Source organism: Pseudoalteromonas prydzensis (genome assembly GCF_001661495.1).
Lineage (GTDB): Bacteria > Pseudomonadota > Gammaproteobacteria > Enterobacterales > Alteromonadaceae > Pseudoalteromonas > Pseudoalteromonas prydzensis.
The window spans coordinates 18,638-35,107 of the sequence record NZ_BDDT01000022.1; the positions used below are offsets into that span (position 1 = coordinate 18,638).

Below are 16,470 nucleotides of genomic sequence, written 5' to 3' on the forward strand. Positions count from 1 at the left end.
GGAATCCTATGAAGCCACTACTTTCAGCTCCGGAACAGGTTATAAAAGAAAACACGGTTTTAGTTGAGAAAGCGATTCAATATTATGAAAGTCAAGACTGGGAAAGTCTAAATAAAATACCTGTCATGATTGATCAAGATGGAAAGACTATTAGCCATTTTGGAGATGATTATTGGGATGTGACGCCCTACGTAGATATTAGAATTGTAACAAAACGAAAAGCGACATTTTTACATCTGTCTTCAAACCAATTAAAACAAGAACAAAAACTGCTAGCATTTTTAGGGTTATTCTCAGTAGGTTCACTAAGAAAGGGGGCTGTAATTAAGACCACTACATTCTTAGCTCGAAACATGGACCTAACTCAAGTATATAAATATTTAGAATCCATTAATGCAGAGTCTGTATGCACACTGAATCATCCTATACAGTTTACAAGGTACTGTGAATACTTAAAAACGTTAGAAATGAGTGCGTCATATATTTCAAAGCTGCTTTTTGCTCTAGGTTGGGTAGAAGCCGTTAGCGGAGAAACTCCAATTAAATTGACTATTCCAAAGCCAATGAACTTTGTTCAACTTGGACGTCATCTGAGCTGCCCAACTAAGGTCGAATCGGAACAATTTTACGCGATACCATCGCGTTTAATGCAAAAAATTTACTCCAAAGCTCTGGAATATGTTGAAAATTACCATCCTTTACGCAGTAAACTATTGGATATACATACTGAACTACAAGAAAATTTCAATATAGGTAAAACTATAGTAGATAATAAAATACAAAGTAAACAATGGAATTGGCTTACCTCAGAATCACCTCATTATAGAGTGGAAGTGGCAAAAGCCAAGCCACAAAAGCCAACTGAAATCATCCAAAGCTTTATCGTTGATCACCTAGATAAGGAACATATACCAAATGATAATAGGGACTTCGAGTGGCTTTATACTCATCTTTTAACTTGCTGCTTTTTAATTTGCGGTGCATTTACAGGCATGCGACGTTCAGAATTATATGCTCTACATGAAGATAGCTTTAAAACCCTCCGTCTTAAAGAGCAAGTATTTTACTCTTTGCAATCTATGCATAGTAAAATGACACCAGCCGTTCCAGAAAAAGCTGAATGGCTAACATCTCCAGTAACTCGTAAAGCTATAGAGCTAGCCGCAACTTTGACACATAATATGCGTATACAACTTATGCTTTCTAATGATAGAGCTGATAATGAGCGTGCCTCAAGTATATGGCTAGTACAAAGAATCAAAAGCAAAAAACCAAATATCTATGCGGGGGCGTCTTTTTTTGATCACTATAAAGCTCTTGTCAAAGAAGCGGATGCTATTGTAAGTGAACAAGATTATGAAGAATTTAAGCTTTTAAACCCAAACTTAAATATAAATGCTTACAAACAAAAAATTGTTATTGGCGAACCTTGGGCATTAACTACCCATCAATTCAGAAGGACTTTTGCAGTATTTGGTAAACGCTATAATTTACTCTCTGACGTTGCCATTAAACAACAGTATAAGCATATATATTTACCAATGTCTCAATGGTACTCAGAAGGAGGCGTAGCAGCCAAAATAAAACATGTAAAAGTGGATTCAGAACTCAATAATTTACTTCAGGAAGTGGATAAAGAAGTCACTACACAACTATTGCATCAGTGGTATAACTCAAATGACAAGCTATATGGTAAGAAAGGTATAGATGTTGTTAAAGATAGAGAAAATACCGCCGTTAAATACTCATCTTGGGATGCTCTATATGCTCAAGTATCTGCTGGTAGAATATCTATTGCTGGTACACTTCACTCATACTGCATGGCTGGTTATGAATGTAGAATGGAAAAAGTCGTATCACCAACCAACTGTTTTAACTGCGAGAACGTTGTTATAGACGAAACAAAAGCACAAGCTTGGCAAAAACGACATCAGTGGATTGTTGAGACTATAACTGAAATGGAGCAGCATACTAAACTATCTCAATCGCAGCTAAGCCATTTTATTACGCAATTACGTGCAGCTGAAAAGGTTATGGACTACTTTGAGATAAGCTACACTCCATACAAACCCGAAATTGAGATCAGACAGCTTTGAGTAAGTCAGAGAATACAAGGTTAGAGCTTCTAAGCGCAATTGACAGGATACTTTCTGGCGATACAGTACGTATTGATGCCAAACGAGGTTTAAGTGCCATTGCAGTTGAGGAAGAAGCTAACCTTGGTAATGGCTCAGCTTACTATTACTCAGACGTCATTGAAAAAATTAAACTACTAAAATCAAAAGCTATAACAAAAAAGCAAGCACAGCAAAACTCAGATGTTACTAAGTTACGTGAAAAGCTTGCCAACGAGAAACGGTTAAAAGAAAAATATCGAGCGGAAATAGCCAGCTTAAAAGAGCAAATGGCACAAATGGCTTCTACCCACAATGCCCTAGCGCTTTCAAATCACCAGCACTTAAAAAAGATAAATGATCTTGAGTCAGAGTTATTTTTACTGAAGAAAAATTAATATATCTTCAATTGCTTAAAGCATCGCCTAAAAAATAAAACAAGGTTAAATGAGATGTACCCTGATGAAGTTCAACAATTAAAAAGCCATATAACAAATATTGCAGCTCAACATAATGGGTTAGCACTTACGATACTACAATATCAATATAAAGCGGCTGCTCTAACAATGTGGAAAAGGTAAAATAATTATTTAACTGAATAAGTACAATTGTCAAAGGCAAGTTTCAACACATGAGCCGATTATTAGTATAGCTGACATTAAATGAATACTATTTAAATAAATTTAAATAAACATTAAAGCAGGTATTCTGATCGTTTGAACAAACCTTTACATTCCCGCCATTAGCTTCAGCTAAGGCTTTAACTATAGCGAGCCCTAAACCAGCGCCATCACTATGGCGTTGACGAGACTTATCTGATCGATAAAAGCGATCAAATAAGTAAGGTAAATGTGCAGAAGGTATTTTCTCACCGGTATTACTCACACAGATACATACTTTTTCAGCAGATGTTATTTCACTACATACCGTAATTGATGACCCCTTCGGTGCATATCTTATAGCATTCGATAACAGGTTTGATAACAATTGACGAAAATGTAGCTTGTCACAATAAAAGCTGATGTTTTCACCTGCTTTATGAAGTATCAGCGATGACTCTTCAGCTAATGCATCAAAATACTCAAACAGCACCTCAATTTCTTCATGGCTGGATAAAATATCTTGGGCTGGTTTAATTAGGCCGTTTTGAGATTTTGCCAGCCAAAGCATGTCGTTAACCATCTTAGTTAGCCGCTCAAGCTCTTCGAGGTTAGAAAATAATAACTCTTGGTACTCTTCGGATTGTCTTTTTTTAGATAGACCAACCTGTGTTTGAGTTATTATATTGGTAAGCGGTGTACGTAGCTCATGAGCAATATCACTGGAAAAATTTGATAGGCGGATAAACTCACCTTGTAACCTGTCTAGCATTGCATTGAAAGATTGCACCATATTAACAAGCTCAATCGGTACTTGGCCTTCATCAAGCCTTACATCCATTTTATTAGTTTGGATATCATGCATTTTCTGGCTTAAACCACGTATTGGGTTGAGTCCTTGATGTATAGCAAACCAAGCCACCAATAAAATGAGTACCGCTGAACCAAACATAATAGCCCAAAGGCTTTGCTGAAATTGATTGAGAAAGTGTAAATGAAAGCTCATATCAATAGCAGCTGTGATCTTATAAAGTTGCTGCTCAGTACTAAAGTCACTCACTAAAGCGCGATAAGTATGTGTGTTTTTTTGCCATTCAACTATGTTGTTTTGGTTAAAACTGTTTGAGGTGGTTACTTTTAAAACAAATTCGCTAAAGTCTGTTGCCGTACTTTTATATATAAGCCTTCCTTGAGCTGTATTAACTTGATAATAAACCCCATGATGACCCGCCACGGCTTGAGATAACGCATTTCTAAGGTTTTTTTCCGACGCGTATGGCTTAGATAAAACGGATTTGACAGACTGTGTGATAACTTTTAATTCACCACTATCTTGTTGTAAAAAATGATGATTTATTGAGCTACTTATAAGCGAAGCGACGAGGGTTAAGCAGCCTATCACTGTCAAAGCAACAAACAATACCACTCGCATTGTTAAAGATAATGGTTTTTCATTAAGGCTCATCAGTTATTACCTCAAGCTTGTAACCCATGCCACGCACAGTGTGTATTAGCTTTACTGGAAAACCATCATCAACTTTACTTCTGAGTCTGCGAATGGCTACATCAATGACATTTGTATCGCTATCAAAGTTCATATCCCAAACTTGAGAAGCGATTAGTGAACGAGGAAGTACTTCCCCCTCACGGCGCAGTAATAGTTCAAGTAAACTAAATTCTTTATTGCTTAGGAGTATACGTTGTTCGGCACGAAATACATTCCGTTTTTGAATATTAACTTTTAAATCATGGACTTGTAAGATGTCTTCGGTTTTATGCGCGTTTCCGCGACGAAGAAGCGTGCGTACCCTTGCTAACACTTCAGAGAATGCAAAGGGCTTTATTAAGTAGTCATCAGCGCCTAATTCAAGCCCTTTTACTCTGTCATCGACACTGTCACGAGCCGATAGAAAAAGAACAGGAACGTCTTTATTCACTTCACGAATAGATTGTAAAATTCGCCAACCAGATACATCTGGCAACATTACATCCAAAATTATGACATCAAATAACTCAGTCATTGCTAAATGATGCCCATCGAGCCCATTACGTGCTAATGAAACTTGAAAACCAGCTTCACTCAGACCTTGCTTTAAGTAATCACCTGTTTTCACTTCATCTTCAACAACTAGTAAGCGCATGCAAAACCTTTATTAAAGTTATAATTATTGTCTGTTATAAGATTATGCCGTATTCACCGTAACAGCAACATGACATCAAGATTACAACTTTGTAATGTTCGCGTCATGTTAAAGACAGGTCTATTTTCTATACTTAATAACTATTCTGCTATGAAGGAGTAAGGAAATGGGGTTTAAAAAGTCATCACAACAGGTTAGCACACCACGAAGACGATTTGTTCAAGGCATAATTGCAGGTGGTGTACTTGCTGCTTTTCCGAGCGTGTTACATGCTGCATCATCTTTAGTAGCAGGAACACTAACAGGCACTGTGCCCGAATTAAGCGGCGAAGTCATAGATCTGGTCATAGATGAATCGCCGGTTAACTTTACCGGCGTAGTACGTATGGCGACAACAATTAATGGTTCTATACCCGCTCCAACCTTGCGCTTAAAAGAAGGTGATGATGTTACTATAAGAGTAACAAATAACTTATCAGTACCGAGCTCTATCCATTGGCATGGCATCATTCTACCTTATCAGATGGATGGCGTGCCAGGTATCAGTTTTAAAGGCATTATGCCGGGCGAAACCTTTATTTATAAATTTAAGCTACAGCAAAGCGGTACATATTGGTATCACTCCCACAGTGGTTTTCAAGAAATGACAGGCATGTACGGTGCATTAATTATTGAACCGCGAGAAAACGATATTATTAGTGCAGATAACGAACATGTTATTCAATTATCTGATTGGACTGATGATGACCCTATGGCGCTGTTCCGTAAATTAAAAGTACAGAGTGATGTATTTAACTTCAATCAACCTACTGTTCCAGAGTTTTTCGATGACGTTTCAAGCAGCAGTATTTCAAATGCTCTACAGCGCCGAAAAATGTGGAATCAGATGCGAATGAACCCTACAGACTTAGCTGATTTATCTGCATCAGCAATGACTTTTTTAATGAACGGTAGTACTCCAATGGCAAACTGGCGTGGATTATTTAAAGTCGGTGAAAAGCTTAGGTTAAGGTTTATTAATGGCTCTAGTAATAGCTTTTTTGACGTGCGTATCCCCGAGCTAAAACTGACGGTTGTACAAGCAGATGGGCAAAACGTTGAACCAGTGACAGTTGATGAATTTAGATTCGGCCCTGGTGAAACCTATGACGTGATTGTTGAGCCAAAAAATGATGCGTATACGATTTTTGCTCAAAGCATGGACCGCTCAGGTTACGCAAAAGGAACTTTATCAACGGCACCTAATATTGATGCGCCAATACCTGCTCTGGATCCTGTTGAGTGGTTAACGATGACCGATATGATGGGCAATATGACCCACGGCGGTGAGCATTCTGCAATGGCTGGTATGTCAGGCATGAACTCTAAAAAAATGGATCATAGCGCAATGGGCCACGGTGCAATGGCGATGGATCATAGCAAACATGGTATGTCTGAAAACCCATTGGCGGTTGCCAGCTCTAAAGTGCGTCATGCAAAAACGGAGTATGGAGCCTCAGTTGATATGCGCGTTGATATGCCTAGAACAAATCTTGATGATCCCGGTATTGGTTTACGTAAAAATGGTCGCCGTGTTTTAACACTTGCAGATTTACACTCACTTGAAGGGATCACTAACCAGCAAGAGCCAGAAGCTGAAATTGAGCTGCATTTAACCGGCAACATGGAGCGTTATAGCTGGTCATTTGATGGCTTAGAATTTGGTAAAAGCACGCCAGTGCATATGAAGCATAACCAACGTTTAAGAGTTATTTTACAAAACGATACCATGATGACACACCCTATGCATTTGCATGGTATGTGGAGTGATTTAGAAAACGAGCAAGGTGATGTGCAAGTGCGACGTCATACGATACCTGTTCAACCCGCACAAAGAATCAGCTTCTTAACCACCCCTCACGATGTAGGGCGCTGGGCTTGGCATTGTCATTTATTATTCCATATGGATGCCGGCATGTTTAGAGAGGTAGTCGTATCATGAAACAATTAAAACTATCTAAATCATTAGGTTTATTAATGTTAACTGGGGCTTCATTAATTAGCTTCCCTTTATTAGCGCAAAGTGAAATGGCACAAAAGAGTAGCGCTAAGATGCAACCACAAGGGGGAGATGCACCTAAAGATGCAAGAAACCCTCATGCTTACTCTGCGGGAACAACTTTAACAGAAGGCCCATATGTGCTTGAGGGCAATGAGCGATTAACACTCGCTGATGAGCATCCATTTTACGCATTACTAGGCGATCGTCTTGAATATAACGAGCAAGCAAATGCAGGTGTATTTGACTTACAAGCATGGTACGGCACTACCTTTGATCGATTGGTAGTTAAAACTGAGGGGGATTTCAGCGAAGGAAGCCTTGAGGAAAACCAAACCGATATTTTATGGGGTCACGCCGTATCAGCATATTGGGATACTCAAGCAGGTGTTCGTCTTGATTACAATAAAGAAGGTGAAAATCGGCAATGGTTGGCTTTTGGCTTACAAGGTTTAGCCCCTTACTGGTTTGAACTTGATATGACAGCGTACGTAGGTGAGCGAGGCAGTACCGCATTTACGTTAGAGGCAGAGTACGAACTACTACTCACGCAAAAGTTAATTATACAACCGCGAGCCGAAATTACACTTTATGGCAAAAACGATAAACAAAACGAACTTGGAAGTGGCCTATCAAGCAGCGCGATTGGCTTTAGGGTTCGTTATGAGTTTACACGCCAGTTTGCGCCCTATATTGGCGTTGAATGGAGCAATAAATTTGGCAGTACCGCCGACTATGCCACATCGAGTGGACAAAGTAGCAATAACACCGCATTTGTTGCGGGTATTAAATTTTGGTTTTAATCATTTTAAATAAGAGGTAATTATGAAGTTATTTAATTCTGCAGTAGTTATTTTAGGTTTAGTGCTTACATTTTCCGCATCAGCGCATATATCACTCAAGCAATCAACACCTACGCAAGAAGCCATGTTAATGCAAAGCCCAGAGCAACTTTCGTTAACTTTTGGTGGTGAAGTAAGGCTAGCAAAAGTCATCATCAAAGATGAAAAAAATAAATCAATAAACTTTGATTTCAAACCTAGCTCCACCCCAAGCACAGACTTTAATTGGTCGCTGCCGAGTTTAGCACATGGTACCTACACGGTTAAATGGACAGTACTTGGGGGGGATGGACATAAAATGTCAGATTCGTTTTCTTTTATGGTACATCAAAGTGAGTCAAGTAATATGATGCAAGAACAATCTAATGCCCACAGCAAACACAATCATTAAGTAGCAGCATGATACAAGTAAGTGAATGGTCAGTACTTTTACTATTATTAAAGCTAGCAAGCTATAGTGCTTTGGCCGCACTTGCTGGTACTTTTTTAATTCGTTTTATTATCGCCAGTAATTTATCTGGTCATCACTTTATAAGTTTCTCTCAGTATTTAAAGCGCTGGCAAATTCAATGTGTGGCATTGGGTTTTATTGCTGTCATTTTACAAGTACCAATTGAAGCTGGTGCAATTGCAGAATCTGGTGTAGCGGGAATGCTAGACCCTTTTATGCAAGAGATTGTTTGGCAATCAGTTATAGGAGAACAAGCTCTTTTCAGAGGCGCAGCGCTTTTTGTGGCTATGATTGTTGCACTTAATTGGCGCATTAACATAAAGCACCGTTTTGCAGTGGTTATAAATAATACAGTTATGTTGGTTTTGCTTATATCTATTGCATATAGCTTCACTTTCACAGGTCACAGTGCAAATGAAAATGGGTTAGTAAAAAGCATGTTAACTTTTCACCTTCTTGCAATAGCAAGTTGGGTGGGGTCACTGTGGCCACTATATAAAAGCTGTACCATATTATCTGTTCATGAAGTTAAGAAGGTAATGCACCTGTTTGGGCACTTAGCCATCATCGTTGTATTTGTGCTGCTTATTTCAGGTTTAGCGCTTTTGCTTAATTACCTGCATTCGTTATCAGCGCTGTTCACGTCAAGTTATGGGCAATTAATTTTGCTAAAACTGCTACTAGTGAGCGCGATGCTTATGATGGGGGCTTGGCACAAACTAATTTTAGTTCCGAGAATCACCCAAAAACAGCATGTAGGTACACTAAAACGTTCCATCAGTGTAGAAATGCTGATAGCTGCTTTTGTACTTATTACAACAAGCGTGTTCACCACACTTGTTGGTCCCCCAAATTAATTTAATAAAAAGAGAGCAACATGTTTAATAACTCTGCAAAAATAATCATAACATCGCTATTACTTTTTGGCGCATTGAACTCACTAGCTGTAAGCGCACACAAGAATGAGGAACATGCAAATGAGCGTGTGTTATTTGTTGGTACCGATACCCCAGCTGCGCAAGCAGTAAGTGCCTTTCACCAAGCATTAAATCAAAGTGATCAAAAAAAAGCTCGCTCATTATTAGCTGATAACGTCATTATTTTTGAAGGCGGAGGCGTTGAGCGTTCTGCCGATGAATATGCAAATCACCACATGCTAGCGGATATGAAATACCTCAGTTCGGTTAATAGCAAACTATTAGAACATCAGGTTTATATAAGTGGTGATATCGCTTACTCCATTTCGCGAAGTGAAACGATGGGCAGCTACAAAGGTAAAGCCATTAACACAACGGGTATGGAGTCAATGACTCTAAAAAAGACCCGCAATGGCTGGAAAATCACACATATTCATTGGTCAAATTAAGGAAGTAACATGCGATTAACGTACATAACAACTGCACTTTCAGTGATGTTGGCGGTGTCTATATCAGTAAAAAGTATGAAAAACCCACACAGTGTATTGCCAGTCCAAGAGGCCATAGAAAAAGATAAAACAGAGATTGAGTTGACAGTTTATAAAAGTAAAAACTGTGGGTGCTGTAAAAAATGGATTGAGCATATTAATGAAAGTGGCATTAAAACAAAAGCAATAGATGTTGCTGATATGGGGCTAATTAAAGCTCAATATCAAATAAAGCCAAATATGCGCTCATGCCATAGCGCTGTTTCAGCCGATGGGTATGTTTTTGAAGGGCACGTGCCAGCTAAATATATAAAGCAGTTTTTAGCTGAACAACACCCTCAGAAAACGATCGGGCTGACCGTTCCGGCAATGCCTGTTGGCACGCCAGGTATGGAGATGGGCAATCGTTTTCATAAATATAATATTGAAGTACTTACTCAAGATTCACAGCAACATACTTATAAGCATATCAGCAAATACGCAGTGCAGTTTTAACTCTTATGGCATAGTTATTGAATTAGCCGTAAGTATTAATGCGATGATTAAATATATAGTGGGCTTACGCCTTATAAATTGTAAGTAATACCCCTTAGTATAAATAAAATACAAGTTGAACAACTGAAAAGGAGCCATTGTAATGTCACAGTATTTAAAATTTTTCTTAATGATAGCCACATCAACATTAGTCATGTTTGTACTAATGTATTTGAATAGTTATCAGCTAAGCCATGTGTTTTTTAGTGAAACGCGTACCTATATGGCTATTTATATGGGGGCTGCAATGGCGGTAGTTATGCTGTTGTTTATGCTAAATATGTATAAGGATAAAAAGAAAAACAGCGTAGTTTTAGGGGTCAGCATTATTAGCTTTGTAGGCGCATTATTTTTAGTACGTTCGCAAATAACGGTCAACGATCAGTCTTGGATGTCAGCCATGATACCGCATCATTCAATCGCTATACTGACTAGTGATAGAGCTAATATCAAAGACAAGCGCGTCCAAGAGCTTGCAACAAATATTATTGAAGCACAGCGTCGTGAGATTAAAGAGATGCAGTGGTTACTGAACGATATAGAAAAAAATGGCCTAGCAGAAACTCAGGAACAAGCACAATCTAGAGCTGTACCGGATTTTAATGCTAAGTAAAATTTTATAAGAATACGTAAAAGGGAGCTAAACATGAGTAAATCAGCAGAGCTTTATAGAATGGCAACAGATGAGCATATTTGCCCATTTGGCTTAAAGTCAAAAGACCTTCTAGAACGCGAGGGTTATGATGTTAATGATCACTTATTATCTTCTCGTGAACAAACAGATAAATTTAAAGCAAAGCACAACGTAGAGACCACACCACAAACATTTATTGCTGATAAACGTATCGGTGGTTATGACGACTTACGTGATTACTTTGATAAGCCAAAAGCTGGACAGCAAGGTACAACTTACATCCCGGTTATTGCAATCTTCGCGGTCGCATTTTTACTAAGTTTGGCATTTAGTTTTGCAATGGGTCATGGATTAATTTCCATGAAAACCGTGGAGCTATTTGTTGCGTTAACTATGGCTGTGTTGGCAATACAAAAACTTCAAGATTTATTTAGTTTCTCAAATTCATTTATCACTTATGACTTAGTGGCGATGAAAGTAGTGAGGTATGCCTATGTTTACCCATTTTTAGAAGCGTTTGTTGGTATTGGAATGATAGCTGGGTTGCCAGCATATAGTATTGCTCCTATTTCATTATTTATTGGTGGTGTTGGTGCTGTTTCTGTTTTTAAAGCCGTATATATAGATAAGCGCGAACTCAAATGTGCATGTGTAGGCGGTGATAGTAATGTACCGTTAGGCTTTATTTCACTTACAGAAAACCTGTTTATGATCGCTGCTGGGATATGGATGCTTGCCAGGTAGAAGATAAAGTATTTAATTTAAAAATATAATGAACAGTTTATTTATGGGGGTACCTGACTCAGTCTAAAATCTGAATTATCTCTTTGAGTCCAGCATCAATCTGTTCTGACACTTCGAAGACCTCACCAACTTCGATTGCTAAATAGCTAAAAGTGTTTTTGACGATAAATAGTTAATTGGCACTGTAAAAACTCACAGTGCCAATTAACAATTAGATTAGAAATCGTTCTTCGATTTTACATCTACAAGCTGACCATTTTTAGCTATTTTGAAATCATTTTGGTATGTTGTGCCTACCTTACCGATGTTTTTAATATTTCCATCATTACTACACCGATTTGGTTTTTGGCCATCACTCGGCCTCAGCGCCTTAATAACTTGTTTTATTTTTGGAGTGTTTGCATTCGTCGTTAGTAAATTTGGAATAAATTTATTACCCTAAAAGTTGTTTCTGAAATTAATAATATGGTGAAATCAAGGATGTAGCTGAGGCAATAATTTCGATACTTATCTCTAAAAAATTTCCCATTACTTAGCAGAGTCAAATAAAAGCTAGCCTTATTTATGTACTAAGAGTGATAATATAAACAGAATATGGCTCATTTTATGGAACTATAAGAATGCTTCTATAACTCTAGTTCTAAGTGATTTAATTTGTATACTGCTTAATGAACAACCTGAAAGCAGCTCATCATAAGCTATACCGCGTTCTGAAGTTAGGCCCCCTAGAACGAGTTTATCAAGGATTTCTTTTAACTTATTATCCATGTTTATCTTTGGCGATGTTAAAGGTCTAAATATATCTTCTCTCACCAAGATTGTGTCACATTCCATATCAACATAAGAGCAACTATCTGGTATATCAATATTAATACGCTCAGCAAACTCAACTAAGCTTGTTTCTGCAAATGTGAATAACCATGCGAATTCAATTTTACCTTTGCCAGACCTAAGAATGCGCCCTAGAACTTGCCTAAAATACAACTCTGTTTTTATAGAGCTTAAATGACAGCATACTTGTAGCCTAGGTATGTCGGTCCCTTCACTGATCATACCAACACTAACAATCCACTGTTCAGTAGATGACTTAAATAAATTAATTTTCTGTGTTGAATTATCGTGTAAGTAAGTAACTATGGTTGACGTTTGATTAAATTCTTCAATTAATAAACTATTTATCATTTCAGCGTGCTTAACTGAAGACGCGACAACTAAGCCTCCGGCAGTTGGGTTTGAAGCTCTTATCTCCGACAATTTTAATACGGCTAACTTTAGTAAATATCTAAGTGCAGAGTCATTATTAAGCACCTCTTGGTACGTTGAGTGAGCTTGCCTAACAAATTCAGCTATAGACCCATATGTATCGTGACCATCCGAAATATTATTGCTATCAACTAAAACTATTTTTGGCTCTCTACACACATTATCTCTAATGGCCTGACTCAAGCTGTATTGATAATCGCATATCAACTCACCTTCTGGGTCAGAATAGTTCACTAAAGCGATAGGAAGAGCGTCTGAGCGCCAAGGAGTGCCTGATAGCGCAAGCGTGTAAGTTGCAATATCCTGTAAATGGAAAACAACTCTCTCACCCCACGTATTGATTTTAGATTTATCTTGCGAGAACGAGCAATGGTGTATTTCATCAAAAATAAAAAATGTACGGTATTTACTTAGCCCATCCCAGGTACTTTGAGGAATGGAGCATAAACTTTGATAAGTCATCGAGGCACCTACAGCCGTAAATGAGCCATCAAATGAACACTCAATTATTCTTCCAAATGTTCTTTTGATATTATTAGCCACTTCAACCGATGGTGAAAAGCAGATCACTCTGTCTATCATTCCTTTATCAAATAACATTTTAGCCAATGATGCTGCCATTATTGTTTTACCTGCACCAGGAGTGGCCTGACATAAAAAGTGCTTATCACTAGCAGTATATTTATTTATTGCTAACTCGACACATTCATTTTGCCAACTTCGCAGCATTACGGAGCACCATTGTTCAAAGAAGCCAATACAGTGGTTAAAGCATTAACTTTTCCTAATAACTTAGCTGAATTATTTTTAGCATCATCTAATGCAGAGTAGAACAAGCTAAGGTGCTCAGGGAATCGCTTTTGTAGGGCTTTATATTCATCAACTTCCCCTAACAAAATCGCAAGTTCAGCCTCAAACTGTTTCTTTTCATTTAATAAGGTTTCAACAAGCTGAGATGCTTGATTATCCGTATGACTGCTAATTGATTTTTCTTTTTCAATTACAACCTGTTTCGCCACAAACATAGCGCTATTAAACAGCTCAGTTTTAAAATATTGTTTATGGCGTCCACTTCCTTTTGAAGTTAAGAGATCCTTCCGCTCAAGAGCTGTCGTTTGCCTATAAATGAATTTACGTGCCTCATCTATATCTTGATATTTATCAGTTACGGTTAATAACTCATCCCTGAGCTCGACAATTGTAAAACCATTGCACTCTTTTTCGATCAAAAGGGAGTAAATGTGTTGGTTTAATTTAATAACTTGGGGCATTTCTTATACTACAACAATTAAGAAAACTTAGGGTTGCTAAGTATATAGAACAATGCAAAACTTAGAAATACTAAGTTTTATGCTTGAGAGTGATTTTAAGAACATACCCACAAATCCAACTTAGGATTCCTAAGTGTACAAACCATTGTAAAACTTAGACAATCTAAGCTATTAGAGACTGAAAAATGATGCTTCTGTGTTCCAAAATCCAATTCCAATTAGACTCAAACAAGCCCGCGCTAAGTCAGGTATTACTCAAAAGCAGCTGGGGATACTTATCGGTATGGATGAAAACTCAGCGAGTGGTCGCATGAACCACTATGAAAAAGGCCGTCATATTCCAGACTTAGCAACCCTAAAAAAGATTGCAGATGAACTAAATGTTCCATTGAATTATTTTTTCTGTGAAGATGAGACAACGGCAGAGCTAGTAATTGAAATATCAAAATTAGATACAGAGAAGAAGCTTGAATTAATCAAAGAGCTTAAAGGCTCATCAAACTAATTAATAAGACTATTTTTCCACTAAATCCACAGATGACTCCTAGTACCATAACGCCTAATAATGGGCAAAAAATAGTAGTTTGAAATAGCGATATAGGAAAAACCAACGGTTTTTTCCCTGTTCATATTTTGCTAATTGCTTATTAGGCACTTTCATCGCAAAGTTGCCTTGTTAAGCCAAAATAGGGGTTTAACTCCCTAATAGCTTCTATTTTAACTTTGCGAATTCGGCCTTCTAAGGTCCACTTATTTCCTATGTTGTCATTTACTTCAACAATCACATTAACCCTGAAATCATCATCCATATAAGGAATTAAATAGCCGCCGCTTTCATCTTGTTCAAAATACACAGTTCCATTTTTGGAGTCATATGGCTCTATTGTCATATTGACAGGAATGCTTGAATTGACACTGGCTTGTTTTAAATAAGGGTAGATTTTAACTTTGTCACCCATTGGAGATTTGTACTCCTCTACCATTGTCGTTTCATTATTTAACCAGTACCAACTTTCAGGGTTCTCGTGGGATTGGCTTCGGTAACCGACACGAATATCTCCAATCCTTATTGGATTCTCATTTTTGTTTATTATTTTTAAGTAAAGGATTAAAGCAGTTCTATGAAGTTTAGAGCTTCCTTGGCTATTTCCAGTATCAAAGCTAGTGCACATCGACGCATGGTCGATAATTTCTATAGATAGATCAACATTAGATTCTTTAGTTCTTTTATTTTTTTTAGCAAACCAAACCGAAACAACCAAGCCTGCAAGGAAAATCAGCAAAGATAAATAACCTGAGTTATTATTAGTCCATTCTTGAATTGTGCTCAAATATTCCATAAATGCCCAACAACTTATCGAACACCATTTTGGTGGTTTATAACACCCAAAAACGGCGTGTATTACATTCTCTAATATTTTCATCAAAAATTACTTTTGTAAACAGAAAATTACAATAGCTAAGATTCAAGGCTTGTTATTTTGCACCAAAACGGCTGTCAATAATGTTAGCAGACAAAATCGCAACATCGAGTGTATATAGAACTAAATCTGTGAAGCTTTGCAAATGTAAGGTTTTTGGTGTCAGAGCAGACAGACCCTTTGAACATTTACTCTAACTCATATTGGGGCAAGGGTTAGTCAAGTTAGAACAACGCTCGCGTATACGGAAACGCCCAAAGTTATTAGCTTTGGGCGTTTCTTCTAACAAACTTGGTTACGACAAACCGGGCTTTAAAGTGTCATATGCAGAATTGGAAAAGGTTTTCCCATATCATCAAGTGGTGAACGAGAAACTACTTTAAAACCCATATGCTCGTAGAAGCCTACTGCTTGCGGGTTTTGTTCGTTTACATCGACTTTGGTTGCACCTAACTGCTCTATTGCGTATTGCAGTAGCACCTTACCAATACCATGCCCTCTTGCCTCGTTTAAAATGAACAGCATTTCAACCTTAGAATCATGGATACCCATGAAGCCTAGAATTGAGCCATCATTACTTTTAATACATCTTAACGTGACAGCAGGAAAAGCCTGCTCAATGATAATTGGTTTAAAAAACTCAATATCTTCTTCTGTTATGAAGTCATGAGTTGCTCGGACTGAGTTTTCCCAAACATTCAGCATTTTTGCGTAATCTTCAGGAAGCACATTTTCTACAATCATCGTATTCTCTCTAAAGTTGACTGAAATTCATGTGCAGCCGCGAGTGCGTATTTTATCCGAAAATAATTAAGTAGTCTAATGATGTAAGCAAAGGGTTCTGGCTTGGAATGGGGCGAGACGAGTTATATTTAAAACCCGTCTATGGACAAAAGCGTGTCAGTGGCTTTGCTAGATTAGCATTTAATGGATTAGCTGATGTATGGGAAAGTAACAACAACCCTGCTCAGCACGCGCGGCTACGGAATGGAGGCGAAGCCGCAATGCAGTAG

Annotated in this window: 18 protein-coding genes; 12 read left to right on the plus strand and 6 right to left on the minus strand. The window is 37.9% G+C overall.

The features are described from left to right. Positions 1 to 8: 8 nt before the first annotated feature. Together A7968_RS21955 and A7968_RS21960 are read left to right on the plus strand one after the other, a co-directional pair. The gene (locus A7968_RS21955; RefSeq protein WP_064668646.1) at positions 9 to 2,096 is read left to right on the plus strand and encodes a hypothetical protein; all 2,088 of its coding nucleotides are present in this window, start codon (positions 9 to 11) and stop codon (positions 2,094 to 2,096) included. Next, positions 2,093 to 2,512 carry a hypothetical protein gene (locus A7968_RS21960; RefSeq protein ID WP_064668647.1) on the plus strand — a complete coding sequence of 140 codons (420 nt, stop codon included), beginning with the start codon at positions 2,093 to 2,095 and terminating at the stop codon, positions 2,510 to 2,512. Before A7968_RS21955 ends, A7968_RS21960 begins: the two co-directional genes overlap by 4 nt. A gap of 271 nt (positions 2,513 to 2,783) precedes the next feature. Here A7968_RS21960 and A7968_RS21965 read toward each other — a convergent pair whose 3' ends face one another. Next, positions 2,784 to 4,178 carry a heavy metal sensor histidine kinase gene (locus tag A7968_RS21965; protein ID WP_024591713.1) on the minus strand — a complete coding sequence of 465 codons (1,395 nt, stop codon included), beginning with the start codon at positions 4,176 to 4,178 and terminating at the stop codon, positions 2,784 to 2,786. Beyond that, the gene (locus tag A7968_RS21970) at positions 4,168 to 4,854 is read right to left on the minus strand and encodes a heavy metal response regulator transcription factor (RefSeq protein ID WP_064668648.1); all 687 of its coding nucleotides are present in this window, start codon (positions 4,852 to 4,854) and stop codon (positions 4,168 to 4,170) included. Before A7968_RS21970 ends, A7968_RS21965 begins: the two co-directional genes overlap by 11 nt. Positions 4,855 to 5,020: 166 nt before the next feature. Here A7968_RS21970 and A7968_RS21975 point away from each other — a divergent pair, with 166 nt between their 5' ends. The 9 genes from A7968_RS21975 to A7968_RS23930 all read left to right on the plus strand — a co-directional run bounded on the left by A7968_RS21975 (position 5,021) and on the right by A7968_RS23930 (position 11,944). Continuing rightward, positions 5,021 to 6,835: a copper resistance system multicopper oxidase gene (locus A7968_RS21975; RefSeq protein ID WP_024589686.1), complete on the plus strand. Its 1,815-nt coding sequence runs from the start codon at positions 5,021 to 5,023 to the stop codon at positions 6,833 to 6,835. Then, the gene (locus A7968_RS21980) at positions 6,832 to 7,695 is read left to right on the plus strand and encodes a copper resistance protein B (protein ID WP_064668649.1); all 864 of its coding nucleotides are present in this window, start codon (positions 6,832 to 6,834) and stop codon (positions 7,693 to 7,695) included. Before A7968_RS21975 ends, A7968_RS21980 begins: the two co-directional genes overlap by 4 nt. Before the next feature lie 22 nt (positions 7,696 to 7,717). Then, positions 7,718 to 8,125 carry a copper resistance CopC family protein gene (locus tag A7968_RS21985; RefSeq protein WP_024589684.1) on the plus strand — a complete coding sequence of 136 codons (408 nt, stop codon included), beginning with the start codon at positions 7,718 to 7,720 and terminating at the stop codon, positions 8,123 to 8,125. An 11-nt stretch (positions 8,126 to 8,136) separates the two neighbouring features. Further along, complete coding sequence (locus A7968_RS21990) at positions 8,137 to 9,042, plus strand: CopD family protein (RefSeq protein ID WP_029609993.1); 906 nt, start codon at positions 8,137 to 8,139, stop codon at positions 9,040 to 9,042. A gap of 20 nt (positions 9,043 to 9,062) precedes the next feature. Next, positions 9,063 to 9,551, plus strand: a complete 489-nt coding sequence (locus A7968_RS21995) for a YybH family protein (protein ID WP_002963268.1) — start codon at positions 9,063 to 9,065, stop codon at positions 9,549 to 9,551. A gap of 9 nt (positions 9,552 to 9,560) precedes the next feature. After that, positions 9,561 to 10,085: a DUF411 domain-containing protein gene (locus tag A7968_RS22000; RefSeq protein WP_064668650.1), complete on the plus strand. Its 525-nt coding sequence runs from the start codon at positions 9,561 to 9,563 to the stop codon at positions 10,083 to 10,085. Positions 10,086 to 10,227: 142 nt separating this feature from the next. Further along, positions 10,228 to 10,737 carry a DUF305 domain-containing protein gene (locus tag A7968_RS22005; RefSeq protein WP_064668651.1) on the plus strand — a complete coding sequence of 170 codons (510 nt, stop codon included), beginning with the start codon at positions 10,228 to 10,230 and terminating at the stop codon, positions 10,735 to 10,737. A gap of 33 nt (positions 10,738 to 10,770) precedes the next feature. After that, positions 10,771 to 11,502 (plus strand): MauE/DoxX family redox-associated membrane protein, encoded by a 732-nt coding sequence (locus A7968_RS22010; RefSeq protein ID WP_064668652.1) that lies wholly within the window; start codon positions 10,771 to 10,773, stop codon positions 11,500 to 11,502. 268 nt (positions 11,503 to 11,770) lie between these two features. Continuing rightward, positions 11,771 to 11,944, plus strand: coding sequence for a hypothetical protein (locus A7968_RS23930; protein WP_503826083.1), 174 nt, complete (start codon positions 11,771 to 11,773; stop codon positions 11,942 to 11,944). 170 nt (positions 11,945 to 12,114) lie between these two features. Here A7968_RS23930 and A7968_RS22015 read toward each other — a convergent pair whose 3' ends face one another. Then, complete coding sequence (locus A7968_RS22015; RefSeq protein WP_064668653.1) at positions 12,115 to 13,494, minus strand: DEAD/DEAH box helicase; 1,380 nt, start codon at positions 13,492 to 13,494, stop codon at positions 12,115 to 12,117. Next, positions 13,494 to 14,036 (minus strand): VspR family transcription factor, encoded by a 543-nt coding sequence (locus A7968_RS22020; protein WP_064668654.1) that lies wholly within the window; start codon positions 14,034 to 14,036, stop codon positions 13,494 to 13,496. Before A7968_RS22020 ends, A7968_RS22015 begins: the two co-directional genes overlap by 1 nt. A gap of 196 nt (positions 14,037 to 14,232) precedes the next feature. On the opposite strand from A7968_RS22020, the gene A7968_RS22025 reads away from it, so the two are divergent. Next, entirely contained in the window at positions 14,233 to 14,541 is a 309-nt protein-coding gene (locus tag A7968_RS22025; RefSeq protein ID WP_064668655.1) for a helix-turn-helix domain-containing protein, read from the plus strand. A 142-nt stretch (positions 14,542 to 14,683) separates the two neighbouring features. On the opposite strand, the gene A7968_RS22030 is transcribed toward A7968_RS22025, so the two are convergent. Beyond that, positions 14,684 to 15,460: a hypothetical protein gene (locus A7968_RS22030; protein ID WP_064668656.1), complete on the minus strand. Its 777-nt coding sequence runs from the start codon at positions 15,458 to 15,460 to the stop codon at positions 14,684 to 14,686. A 309-nt stretch (positions 15,461 to 15,769) separates the two neighbouring features. Next, positions 15,770 to 16,201 carry a GNAT family N-acetyltransferase gene (locus A7968_RS22035; protein WP_064668657.1) on the minus strand — a complete coding sequence of 144 codons (432 nt, stop codon included), beginning with the start codon at positions 16,199 to 16,201 and terminating at the stop codon, positions 15,770 to 15,772. Positions 16,202 to 16,470: the final 269 nt, after the last annotated feature.

What these genes read in the sequence shown, in the direction of transcription:
- A7968_RS21955 (WP_064668646.1), top strand. Translation starts at nt 9, where the DNA reads ATGAAGCCACTACTTTCAGCTCCGGAACAGGTTATAAAAGAAAACACG.
- A7968_RS22030 (WP_064668656.1), bottom strand. Translation starts at nt 15,460, where the DNA reads ATGAAAATATTAGAGAATGTAATACACGCCGTTTTTGGGTGTTATAAA.
- A7968_RS22005 (WP_064668651.1), top strand. Translation starts at nt 10,228, where the DNA reads ATGTCACAGTATTTAAAATTTTTCTTAATGATAGCCACATCAACATTA.
- A7968_RS21995 (WP_002963268.1), top strand. Translation starts at nt 9,063, where the DNA reads ATGTTTAATAACTCTGCAAAAATAATCATAACATCGCTATTACTTTTT.
- A7968_RS21980 (WP_064668649.1), top strand. Translation starts at nt 6,832, where the DNA reads ATGAAACAATTAAAACTATCTAAATCATTAGGTTTATTAATGTTAACT.
- A7968_RS21970 (WP_064668648.1), bottom strand. Translation starts at nt 4,854, where the DNA reads ATGCGCTTACTAGTTGTTGAAGATGAAGTGAAAACAGGTGATTACTTA.
- A7968_RS22015 (WP_064668653.1), bottom strand. Translation starts at nt 13,494, where the DNA reads ATGCTGCGAAGTTGGCAAAATGAATGTGTCGAGTTAGCAATAAATAAA.
- A7968_RS22000 (WP_064668650.1), top strand. Translation starts at nt 9,561, where the DNA reads ATGCGATTAACGTACATAACAACTGCACTTTCAGTGATGTTGGCGGTG.
- A7968_RS22020 (WP_064668654.1), bottom strand. Translation starts at nt 14,036, where the DNA reads ATGCCCCAAGTTATTAAATTAAACCAACACATTTACTCCCTTTTGATC.
- A7968_RS21975 (WP_024589686.1), top strand. Translation starts at nt 5,021, where the DNA reads ATGGGGTTTAAAAAGTCATCACAACAGGTTAGCACACCACGAAGACGA.
- A7968_RS21965 (WP_024591713.1), bottom strand. Translation starts at nt 4,178, where the DNA reads ATGAGCCTTAATGAAAAACCATTATCTTTAACAATGCGAGTGGTATTG.
- A7968_RS22010 (WP_064668652.1), top strand. Translation starts at nt 10,771, where the DNA reads ATGAGTAAATCAGCAGAGCTTTATAGAATGGCAACAGATGAGCATATT.
- A7968_RS22035 (WP_064668657.1), bottom strand. Translation starts at nt 16,201, where the DNA reads ATGATTGTAGAAAATGTGCTTCCTGAAGATTACGCAAAAATGCTGAAT.
- A7968_RS21985 (WP_024589684.1), top strand. Translation starts at nt 7,718, where the DNA reads ATGAAGTTATTTAATTCTGCAGTAGTTATTTTAGGTTTAGTGCTTACA.